Genomic DNA, 11,857 nt, shown 5'->3' on the forward strand with positions numbered 1-11,857 from the left:
GTATTTTTGTACCTTATATTGAGGGAAACCCTTTTGAAAAAGGGTTCTCCCTCAAACTCCCTTCCTAAAACTTCTGGTTTTATTTTTTCACAGATAGGGCGCACTCAAAATAAAAAAGTTCCGCAAGTAATGCGGGGGGGCCCTATCTGTGAAAAAATCAGCTAAAAAGTCTTTGGAAAGGGGTTCGGGGAAGAACCTTTCCTCAGAAAGGTTTTCCCCGATAAAAAGTATAAACTGCTATATGGGTATCGTGGTTAAGTCGGGGCTTTATTTATATAACTATATCATGTTTGTTTCGGGCATACGACAGTTATGTTCATACAGCCCGAGGATATTTCGGCGAAAATGCTTCCGCCCATAAGCTCCATAAGTCTGCGGCATATGTAAAGTCCGAGACCGCTGCCGTTCTGTGAACCTGCATTGGAGCCGCGCCAGAAGCTGTCGAAAATGTGGGGCAGCTCTTTGTCGGGAAGGGTGCAGCCTGTATTTGTAACAGTAATAAGGCGGCAGTCCTCTTCGTCGGAGAAGCTTATGGAAATACTGTTTCCGTCACCGTATTTCATGGCGTTTTCGATTATATTCTGCAATACCTCTTCAAGTCTGTCAGCATCGCCGTGGAGCATACAATTGCTGTATTCGTCAATGCTGAAAGAAGTGCCTATGACGGACAGCTTATCGCTGTAATATTTTTCTATCTTGCTCATGACATCGCTCAGATAAAACTCGGAGCAGCGCACATCGAAGTCCATAAATTCGCTGCTGAGATTAGCTGAAAGCTCATTGACTATTTTTTCTATCTCATTTGCCTTGTCGTTGATGCTTTCGGCTGCTTCAAGCTGCTTTTCGGGCGAGGAATATATACCCTTTGAAAGCGCCTTGGAATAGAGTTTTATGGCAGCAAGCGGCGTTTTGATATCGTGTGAAAGAGAAAGCAGGAAGGTCTTTTCATTTTTTGCGTATTCCAGACTTTTCTGACGGGAGTGCTCAAGCTCCTGTCGCAGCATATCCATTCCCCATACGAATTTGCCGAAAAATCTGCTTTTGTGTTCTTTCAGAGGAATTACAAGATTTCGCTTTGATAGCTGTTCGGGCAGGGTGCTGAGTTCGTTGAAGGGCTTCAGCAGCTTTTTCTTTATGAACACGAATACGGCAAGAATAATAAGCGTAAAGACGGCAAGAGCTATATCAACGGCAATGAGCATACGGTTGCTTTTCTTTTGTTTGTCAATGTATTCTATGCGGTACAGCTTGTTGTTTATTTCCTTTATGACGTACTCGTTATCGGAGCTGTAAAAGCTGCTGTCACCGCTGTATTCATATATGCCGAGTATGTTCGGATAATCGTCCGCACTTACCTGTCTGCCATTTTTGAGCTCCTGCTCTATGCGGTTCGTCTCGATCTTATAAAGCGGTACAGATGAAGTGTTCTGCCTGAGCAGGACTATATTCATTATCAGAAAAAATACAGCCATAAGAGCAAGAAAAACAGCTATGATCTTGTTGAAGCTCTTCATTTCAGCCCTCCCAGCGGTAGCCCTTGCCCCATACGGTAAGGAGCTTCTGCGGGACTTTTGGGTCGTCTTCTATCTTCTGTCTGAGCCATTTTATATGTACTGTCAGCGTTTGCGGCTCTGATTCGCTGTCTGCACCCCATATCCTGTTGAAGATGAAGTCCTTGTTGAGGGTCTGCCCCTTGTTTTCCATGAGGAGGTGAAGGAGCTCGAATTCCTTTGCTGTCATATTAAGCGGTAAACCGCCCTTTTTCGCAATACCTTCCGCAAGGTCAAGAGTGATATCCCCGTCAGTGAGCTTGTCTATGGCAAGTCTGCGCCTGAAAATTCCCTTTATCTTGGCGATGAGTATGTCTATATCGTAAGGCTTTTCGATATAGTCGTCAGCTCCCAGCAGTATGCCGTTGAGCTTGTCCTCCTTGTCTGTCCTTGCGGTAAGGATAATTATAGGAGTATTGTCCTTTTCTCTTATACGCTTGCACACGGCAAAGCCGTCCATATCGGGAAGCATTATATCCAGCAGGACAAGCCTTGCCCCGTATTTTTCAAACAGGGACAAGGCTTTCTCAGCCGAAGGAGCTGTGCTTACCGTATAATCCTCACTGCGAAGAAAGTCGCACAGGAGACCGCAGAGCTCCTCATTATCTTCGACGATAAGTATATCTACCATTTTACCAACCCATTTCCTGAAGCCAGTTATTAAGGCCGCGTTCACGCTCATGCAGTGAAAGCTCTTTATTGATATTATACTCTCCCTTGATGTTTCCGTCAACTATAAAAAGTACCCTTGAGCATTTTGCGGCTACTTTTGCATCGTGGGTAACGAGCATTATGGTAGTACCATTGTCGTTGAGCTTTGTAAGCTCGTTCATGACCTCATCCGAGGCTGTGCGGTTGAGAGCGCCTGTGGGCTCGTCGGCAAATATCATATCGGGATCATTTATCATGCTGCGGCATATGCAGGCTCTTTGCAGCTGACCGCCCGAGACCTCGTTGATATCGTTGTCGCCTATCTCGCTTATGCCCAGCTTGTGCATGAGCTCCTTGCCGCGCTTTGTGATATCCCTGCGGTTTTCCTTTTTCTTTTTCGACTTGACGGCAGGGAGAATAATGTTGTCGATGATAGAGAGATTTTTCATCATGTACATCTGCTGGAAGATAAATCCCATATCATCAAGGCGCATTTCTGCAAGAGCGTTTTCGTTCATGTCGGAAAGGTCCTTGCCGCAGAAGCTTACATTTCCTGCTGTCATCTTGTCCATGCCCGATACAGTGTACAGCAGAGTGGATTTTCCCGAGCCCGAGGGACCCATGACAGCTACCATTTCCCCCTTATCAATATGGAAGCTGACGTTTCTCAGAACGTTGTTCTGTCTTTTGTTTATGATGTAGGTCTTGCAAAGGTCCTTTACATCAAGAATAGTTGTATTCATAACTCATATCTCCTTTTTATTCGATATCGGAAGTGTCCGAAGCCTTTATTTTTTTCATGTAGAGCGCTGTCAGGAAAGCACCTGTTATTGTAGCTGTGATGACTACGAGAGGATATACGGCGTATATCTCAACGGGTCTGATGTTGTAATCGACGCCGTTCAGAGCTCCTAATATGCTGAATACAGGGTCGATGCAAAGCTTTGTCACAGGCAGGCAAAGTGCAGCTGCGATAACAGAAGCGGTAATTGCCACTACAACAAAACGGAGCGTGTGCTGAGCGATAACGGAGCCTGTCTTGAAGCCCATAGCCTTCATAAGAGCTATTTCCGGTTTTTCCTTTGAGATGATCGAGCGTTCTATAAGTACGGATATCATTATGATGATTATTGCGGTTATTATGAGCACCATCAGCTTTACGCCGCCTATGGTATCCTTTACAGAGTCGCCTATGCAATCTGCAACAAAGCCGTCTGCATCATCTATATACTTTGAATCGAAGATATCCTTCATCTTTTCTATGCGCTTTTCAGTTTCTTCTGTGTCAGGGTGATCGTCGAAGTCGATCTGGAATCCCAGTACATTTGACAGGAGTTTGTCAGGAATTTCAACACTTTCGTGAAATCTTCCTGTTTCACCAAGCTGTACAAGGCTGTTGAACAGTGCCGAAACTATATATTCGTCGGTCTTGCCGTCGAGAGTGATATTGACCTTGTCGCCAACGCCTACATCAAGTTTGTCTGCAAGTATCTTTGTGAGAGCAACCTCGTTTGCATACTTCGGACCGTAGCCCTCGGTGTATTCATATTCGGAAGCCTTTGTGTCTGCACAGTACATGAATGCGGAAGTAGCTTTTTTGTCGTTTGATTCAATAAGCGGGAATACGATAGCTTCTGAATGTACCTTGCCGGGCATACCGTTTTCATCAAGCTTCTGTTCTATTTCGGAGCGTATTTCGTTGTAGGTAGTCTCTCCGCCGATAAGGCTGGATATCATCTTTGTGTCTGTGATGTATGCATCGCTCTTTGTAGCACACATTTTCGGCAGGAGCTTTTCGCTTGCAAGGGTATTTGCAGTGTTTGCTAGTCCCATTATAAGGAGCAGGCATACACTGAAAATAACTGTCATTATACCGAACTGCTTAGGGCTGCTGAAAACATCGTTCACAGCAAGGAAGCCTGTTGTGCCAAGCTTGCTCTTTCCAAGATGAAGGAAGCCCTTTTTCTTGAATCTTTCGCCTGTCTGACCGCTTCTTACTGCGTCGATAGGGGAGAGCTTCTTTATCTTGCGTGTACAGCTCCAGCAGAAGAGAAGTATCACGGCAATTACTGCAAGGCTGCAAATTATGTTGATTATCAGAGCGTTGTCGTTTTCGAGCACCATGTTTTCGCTTACGCTCTGTATGAGGGCGTTTCCGAAAGGAATACTGATTGCAAATCCGATAACTGCTCCGATAATTGCTATGCCCAGATATTTCACAAGGTAAAGTCCGCGGACGGAATTATTTCTCAGTCCGAGAGCCTTCATAACGCCTATTTCGCGGAAGTCCTCGTTGATAGTGAAGCTTATGGTAAATCTGAGTGTTACGAACGAAACAAGTATGAGGCATATACTTACTATGAGGAGAAGTCCTGCAACGACGCTGTTCATTATGTACGATGTTCTTATCAGGTTTATGTCCTTGTTGAAGGGGACGTTGGGCAGGTCTGAAAGGTCGGAGGCGAGCTCCTTCTGATCGTAGCCGTTGATGTAAAATATCTGAGCAGAGTTGTTTTCAACAGCTTTTTCGTCTGCGGTGAACTTTTCATAATCCTTGTTGTTGATTATTATACGGGAATTTCCCATCATATCAGAGCCGAGGAAAGCGTCCTTTGCGATGCCTGCATATGAGAAGGTCTGCTCGGTATCGCCTATTTTTAAACTTATCTTTTCGCCGATCTCAAGGTCTATTTTTGATAATATAAGTCCTGTAAGATATGCTGTGCCCTCTTTAACTTCCGTAATTACTTCGTTGTTCTTGTCGAAGTAGTTTATCTTGGCATTGTCAATGGAAAGAGCAAGTAAGATGCCTGACTGTTCCGCAAGCTTTTTGCCGTTGCGTGTCAGGCACTTGTCGTCAAAGAAAAGCTGATCCTCTCTGCGGAAGTCCTTAACGCTTGATTTTTTTGCTATCAGGTCATTTATCTCGTCACCGTTATTGCTGGTATTGATGACGAAGTGATCGCTGAGATCTGCTTTTTCAAAGTAGTTGTCAAGACCGTTTATTACTGTGGAGATGTTGTTGACACTGCTGGAGGCAAACATGGTCGCAAGTATCACGAACAGCAGTAATATGATGTTCATGGTCTTTTTTCGTTTAAGATCCTTTTTGAGCATTCTCAGATACATATTGATCCCTCCCTTTCTGTGATTATATATTAGCATGGGAATTATTAAATAATCCTTAAATGTCTTTTCAGGCGGAAAATACATCATTTCCATATAATGATTGTAACATTATTATTTAATAAATTCAAGTGGAGTTTTTATTGCGGGAGCAATACTTTATGAATATGTAAACAATGGCTGAAATGCTTGATTTCATGGTAAAACCATGTTATAATGTGGTCGAGCAGAGGTATTTCTGCAAATTCTGAGAATGGCAGGTGAACACAATGAAATTGAAAAAGCTTACAGCTGCATTTACGGCAGCGACAGCAGCAGTTATCCCGTTTTATTCAGGCAATTCATCATTATTATCGCTTTCAAATGTGTCTGCGGAGGAACAGGCTTCGGTGAGTCCCGACTGGATACCCACCAGCTTTGAGGAGGCTCTGGAATTTCGCAATACATACGGAGCAACTCACATAGGCTCAGCCAATGACTCTGATATCGTGTGCCTTGTTTTTCAGGAGAAAGCTCCCGATACAAAGAAATACGAGATAGTTAATACTGATGCACTGCCTACGACATACTATCATAAGGTATTCAAGGACGAAGAAACGAACACAGCCTATGATGTCTATGCCTTCAAGAAGGCTGTGACAGGTGTCCCGGATTTTGATATAAAATTGCTCTGCGATAAGGAAGTACAGCAGGTCTATCATTTTACAAGCTCGGGAACTCAGATAATAGAGAACGATATCTACAGCTGGCTTCCGGACTGCATAACGGAGTATGAGGCTTATATCAAGGAAAACGGCAGAGTATCCGCGAGAGATGATCTCGTTGTGTTCGGGCTTGAATATGCTGCGGGAACAAGGTACAAATGGACAGAGGCAGATAAGAGCTATACCTCAAATCTCAAGCATTATGACACGGTGGATTGCAGCTTTGAAACTGCTGAACTGCTTGACGGCGGCAGTATACACAGGCTGGAGGTGTATAAGGCTGTAAAGGATGGAAATGCAAAGATAACCTATAATTTCGGCATTATTCCCGATGAGGGAGAAAGTCCTGCCGAACAGACTCTTATCGCCGATTGTACCGTAACTGATAACGCACAGAAGGTCACTCTTGATGAGTCTTATATACAAGATGCAATATTTAAGAAAGCATCGTACAGCTTATATGGTACCGACCTGACTGTTTCGTCATATGATATCTATGATAAATTTGCAGAGTCGAAGTCGGCTGTTATCAATTCACAGGACGAGCTGAAAAAATTCCTTTCAACATATCTTAAAGAAGCTGCGATAAAGAATTTTATATCCGTATACGATGAAAGCTTCTTCAAGGATAATGTACTGATGCTGAATACCTACCTTGACCCCTACCGCGGACGTGTGTTCAAGCATGGATTAAAGGGAGTTCAGTATAAGGACGGTAAGTTGGTAATAGGCTATACGTCCATAGTCAGTGCAAATCTTATGAGGACCTCTTACTTTGATATATTGCAGTTAATTGTTCCGAGGAGCGAGTATAAAAAATCCGAGGTCGTATGGCAGAACGAGGAAAAGCTTGAATATGACCTTAAACGTATCAGTATTATTGACGAGGATACAGGGGAGTATATAGAAATTCCCTACGGAACTGCGCTTGATCTGTTCGGCAATGACATGAAGTATATCGAGGGCAGCAATCCGTATTTCAAGGAAGTATTAACTGATGACGGGCATGATATCGAACTGAATGAGAAGTATCTCCCTTACGGCTATGAGCTTTCAAAAACTTCACCGAAGGAGATAAAGGAATACGGAAACAATAACGCTGATATAGTATTCAGAGTGAAGAAAAAAGGACCTGTTTATGTTAAATTTGCAATAGATAGGGTATCGACTCTTACCTCGAATATCTTCAAGAATGTGCCGCAGCAGGGTTTCAAGCCTGTGGTGGCAGAGTCCGAGGAGGAGCTTGACAAGGCACTTTCCGCCTGCTTTACAGATGAGTTTAAGAAGAAGTATTTTTATGAATATGATTATGAATTCTTCAAGAAAAATGTGCTCATTCTCAACTTTATGGTAGAGTCTACTTCTCCGAGAACTATCGGGTTCGGTGATGTTGAATTCTCAAAGGATACTATCTCCGTATACTATACGATGCCTTCGACCGACTTCGGCGTATGCAACACGGATTATCTCTGTATAATGCAGGTGGCTGTTCCTAAGAGCGGCTATGAGGGACAGAAGGCAGAGTGGAAGTGCATGGGCGATGCAAACGGCGATGGTGAATTCGGCATAGCTGACCTTGTTAACATGCAGAAATGGCTTGCTTCATCGCCTGACGCAAAGCTTTCTGACCTTAAAGCTGTTGATTACTGCAATGACGGCGAAATTGATATCTTTGACCTTGTAGCTATGAGAAAGAAGCTTATAGAAGTGCATCAGCTTGATGCGCCTGTAACATACGGCATTGAAGCACAGTATGTACGCACAGACGGATATATAAGCGGTGCAAAATATCCTCAGACCAAGCTTATCACAAGTGCCGAGGAGCTGAAAAGCTATATCGAGGCAAATAAGGATAAGTATAATATGAAGTCGGAGGAGTTTAATGATGCTGTCGAAAAATACAGCAGCAAATGGTTCGATTCCAATAAGCTTATGATAGTTGTGCTGGAGGAGGGAAGCGGCTCTGTGCGTCACGGAGTTACTGAGGTAACAAATAAATCTGTGACTATCAACCGTACAGTTCCTCAGGTTGGAACTGCCGATATGGCTGAATGGCATATCTTTATAGAGTATCCCGGAACTGCAAATATAAGCGATAAATTCAGCGTTAAGTTCTATAATACGCTTCTGGACTGATAATATTAATAAATATAGTCGATTATTGCGAAAAAATATATTTTTGTGTATACTTCTTGACAGGAATGTGATAAATATGGTAAAATGAGTTATATTGATCTTTTAGGAGGTATTATTTATGTTTTGCAAACATTGTGGGTCTCAGATCCCCGACGGTTCTGAAAAATGTCCGTCATGCGGAGGCAGTCTGACAGGTTCGGCAGCCTCACCGGCATCGTTCAATTCCGCTAACAGCACTTCTGTGAAGGAGCTTGCAGACAATTTCACAAACATTGCTGCCGAAAGGACAGCAGGTCTGCCGCTCGGACTCATTGCAAAGGTTTGTATACTTATTGCATTGGTGACATTCTTCCTGCCTTTCATTTCGGTATCATGCAAGGATAACGAGTATGCAAGCAAGATGGAGGAAAAAAGCTATTCGGGATTTACACTTATGCTGGACCTTGAGGATGATGACGATGAATCTTTAGATAGTCTGGAAAGTGATCCTAAGCCCAATATCTTTCTTATCCTTGCTTTTGCAGGCGGAGTTGCAACAGCTGTATTCATCTTCTACAAGAAGAAGTACAAGCTTGCTGCTATGATAAGCGGTGCTTCAGCCATTGCACTTATCCTGTTCAGAATGACATTCTTCAGCTACTATGATTTCCCGTCCGAATCAAAGAAATATATAGATATTGATACGAAATTCGGATTGCTGTTATGTATCCTGATGATGCTGACAACTGCCGCGGCGTGCTTCTTAGAGGATAAAAACTCCCAAAGCGGCTCGTCAACACTATAAATGATTAATGAAAATAAGCCGCAGTACCTTAGGTACTGCGGCGTTTTTTATGTTTACTTCGGAAATCCGTCAACGGATATTAACAATCCTGTTAAGCACAGTTGCATTGGCTATTTATAGACGTTTGTGGGGATAGGCTCCTGTGGGCTCTCAAATACGATGTTTCATGTTAGTGCTGAAAAATATATAGTCCACGCAGCTGCTCTTACTGCTTTTCACTTCCTTATGATACTTCCTGCCGTACTTTTTCTGATAATACTTATGTTATTCTCGGTCAGGTACCTGACGGTGTAATAAAGGAATTTACCGTGACGGCAGACCGGACGTTTTCTCAGCAGGTTCCGTCACCGCTCATCGACTATGATGGGCATTATCTATGTACTGTTGCTGTACCCGTGCCGATGTAGTTTATTTTGTAATGCCCCCATTGAATGGCTGTTCATATTATTCCTGTACACATTTGACGCTCCCCACGAAAACCGAATTGCCGTTCAGTATTCGGATTACTATAAAAATGAACTTCATACAATAAAACAGGTTTCACATATCTCTCACAATTTGAAAGTCAAGATTCCACATTTCAGAATGATAATTCCACTTTCGTTCCATTTTATCTTCAAATACCTGCGATATAATACAATCATAGAAACAAACACAACTCTCCCGACGAAAGGAAGTATCATTATGAAAAAAAATTATATAGCGTCAGCTTTTTTAATGGCAGCAATGGCAGTTTCAATGACAGGCTGCGGAAATAATAGTTCAGTATCCGAAAACACATCAAAAGGCACAAATGCAAAGACTGCTGTATCAGACAGTACCGAAACTATAGAAAAGACTGCAAAGGCTGATAAAGCTTCTTCTGAGAATAACGATTCCGCTGAGATAAAGCAGCTTTCAAACAATACTCAGGAAACCACATTTACAGAGCGTGACCTTGAGCAGACCGCAGATACAAGCGAAGCCAAGAACGTAACAGTTGCCGATAACAAGACAATTGACATAACCGATGAGGGCGTGTATACTATAAGCGGCAATGCTGAAAACTGCACTATCAGGGTCAATGCTGACGATTCCGCAAAGGTACAGCTTGTACTGGACGGCGTAAGCATAACCAATGATGATTTTCCTGCTATATATGTACTTTCGGCAGACAAGGTGTTCATAACCACTACAGACAGCGAGAATACTCTCACAGTCAGCGGACAGTTCACAGCTGACGGCGAGAACAATACCGACGCAGTTATCTACTCCAAGGACGATATTGTTCTCAACGGCACAGGCACTCTCAATGTTACCTCTTATTACGGCAACGGTATCACAAGCAAGGACGATATGAAGATAACAGGCGGAACATACAATATCAAGGCTGCTCTGGACGCATTTGAAGCTAACGATACTATTTCGGTTTATGACGGAAATTTCAATATCACCACAAACAAAGACGGTTTCCACTGCGAGAATGACGAAGCCGAGGGAAGTATCACTATCTCAGGCGGTTCATTCACTATCAACAGCGTAAGCGACGGCATACAGGCTTGTGCAGTTCTTCAGATAGACGGCGGCGATTTCAATATCACAGCCGCAGAAGGTCTTGAAGCTACATACATAGTTATCAATGACGGCAATATCACTATAGATGCCAGCGATGACGGAATAAACGCTGTAACAAATACAAATGCTTACGAAACAGCAATAGTTTTCAACGGCGGAAATATCAATGTCTCAGTAGGTCAGGGCGATACGGACGCCATTGACTCCAACGGCTCAATCTATGTGAACGGCGGAACGATAAATGTTACTGCTCAGATGTCCTCCTTCGATTATGACAAAACAGCTGAATTCAACGGAGGTACAATCATAGTCAATGGACAGGAAGTTTCTGAGATACCACAGAGCATGATGGGCGGCGGTATGCGTGGCGGTATGAACGGCGGCTTCGGCGGCGGACGCGGCGGCAGATTCTGACAGCATGAGGTGATATTATGATCGGCACTGTTCGGACTCAGAAGCTGTTCTTCGCAATGGGGACAGTCAATACCATAACTGTATTTGAGGAATCAGATGAAGCTCTGTCAGCCGCAAAGGAACGAGTAAAAGACCTTGACCGCAAACTGTCGGCATATTCCCACGACAGCGAGATATACGCAATAAACAGCCGTGCAGGCGTAGCTTCTGTGGCTGTATCAATGGACACTTTCAGGCTCATAAAACATTCCGTAATGTATTCAAGGCTGACGGAGGGGCTGTTCGATATAACATCAAGACCGCTGTCACAGCTGTGGAAAAATGCGGTAAAAAGCGGAAATCTTCCTGATGAAAGTACACTTGATGAAGTACGAAAGCTTGTAAACTACAGGGACATTATCCTCGATTATCAAAAACGCACAGTAATGCTGAAAAACAAGGGACAGCAGATAGACCTCGGAGCTATAGCAAAGGGATATGCCGCAGACGAAGTCAGGAATATACTTCACGTCTACGGCGTAGAAAATGCCCTCATCAATTTCGGCGGAACTGTTATCAATATAGGACAGCAGCGGAATATCGGCATACAAAAGCCATTTGCCCCTAACGGGCGATCCGCTGCTTCAATAAAAATCGAAAACGGAAAAGCTGTTGTATCATCGGGACTTTACGAGCAGTTCTGCATCATAAACGACAGTTTTATACATCATATAGCTGATATACGAACAGGCAAGTCCTCGGATTCGGGACTGCTCGGTGTTACTCTTGTGGGAGATAACGCCGAGGAGCTTGATGCACTTGCAACTGCTGCTTTCATAATGGGAGCAGAAAAAAGCATGGAGCTCCTGAAACAGCGTAATATCGAAGCATTATTCATTACAGACGACAAAAAACTCTACGTCACTGAAAATCTCAGAGAAAGAATAAGGAAGTGATAG

9 protein-coding genes are annotated in these 11,857 nt (G+C 43.4%); 5 read left to right on the forward strand and 4 right to left on the reverse strand.

What is annotated here, in order from left to right; translation table 11 throughout:
• Positions 1-284 precede the first annotated feature (284 nt).
• From BUB28_RS01990 to BUB28_RS02005, 4 genes are read right to left on the reverse strand one after another with little or no spacing between them, the layout of a single operon-like run.
• Positions 285-1,514, reverse strand: a complete 1,230-nt coding sequence (locus tag BUB28_RS01990; protein WP_072948158.1) for a sensor histidine kinase — start codon at positions 1,512-1,514, stop codon at positions 285-287.
• Between the two features lies 1 nt (position 1,515).
• The gene (locus BUB28_RS01995; protein WP_072948160.1) at positions 1,516-2,181 is read right to left on the reverse strand and encodes a response regulator transcription factor; all 666 of its coding nucleotides are present in this window, start codon (positions 2,179-2,181) and stop codon (positions 1,516-1,518) included.
• 1 nt (position 2,182) lies between these two features.
• The gene (locus BUB28_RS02000) at positions 2,183-2,944 is read right to left on the reverse strand and encodes an ABC transporter ATP-binding protein (protein ID WP_072948161.1); all 762 of its coding nucleotides are present in this window, start codon (positions 2,942-2,944) and stop codon (positions 2,183-2,185) included.
• Between the two features lie 16 nt (positions 2,945-2,960).
• On the reverse strand, positions 2,961-5,330 hold the full coding sequence (locus tag BUB28_RS02005; RefSeq protein ID WP_072948163.1) for an ABC transporter permease: 2,370 nt from the start codon (positions 5,328-5,330) through the stop codon (positions 2,961-2,963).
• A 266-nt stretch (positions 5,331-5,596) separates the two neighbouring features.
• Between BUB28_RS02005 and BUB28_RS02010 the strand changes: the two genes are divergently transcribed.
• From BUB28_RS02010 to BUB28_RS02025, 5 genes are all read left to right on the forward strand, one after another.
• A complete protein-coding gene (locus BUB28_RS02010; protein ID WP_072948164.1) occupies positions 5,597-8,167 on the forward strand; it encodes a dockerin type I repeat-containing protein in 2,571 nt (856 codons plus the stop codon).
• 118 nt (positions 8,168-8,285) lie between these two features.
• Entirely contained in the window at positions 8,286-8,951 is a 666-nt protein-coding gene (locus BUB28_RS02015; protein WP_072948166.1) for a zinc-ribbon domain-containing protein, read from the forward strand.
• Between the two features lie 266 nt (positions 8,952-9,217).
• Positions 9,218-9,358 carry a DUF6688 domain-containing protein gene (locus tag BUB28_RS17610; RefSeq protein ID WP_431767966.1) on the forward strand — a complete coding sequence of 47 codons (141 nt, stop codon included), beginning with the start codon at positions 9,218-9,220 and terminating at the stop codon, positions 9,356-9,358.
• Positions 9,359-9,635: 277 nt separating this feature from the next.
• Positions 9,636-10,919 carry a carbohydrate-binding domain-containing protein gene (locus BUB28_RS02020; protein ID WP_072948168.1) on the forward strand — a complete coding sequence of 428 codons (1,284 nt, stop codon included), beginning with the start codon at positions 9,636-9,638 and terminating at the stop codon, positions 10,917-10,919.
• Between the two features lie 17 nt (positions 10,920-10,936).
• Positions 10,937-11,854, forward strand: coding sequence for an FAD:protein FMN transferase (locus BUB28_RS02025; protein ID WP_072948169.1), 918 nt, complete (start codon positions 10,937-10,939; stop codon positions 11,852-11,854).
• Positions 11,855-11,857 lie beyond the last annotated feature (3 nt).

The sequence above is a fragment of the Ruminococcus flavefaciens genome (genome assembly GCF_900143025.1).
Classification (GTDB): domain Bacteria; phylum Bacillota; class Clostridia; order Oscillospirales; family Ruminococcaceae; genus Ruminococcus; species Ruminococcus flavefaciens_I.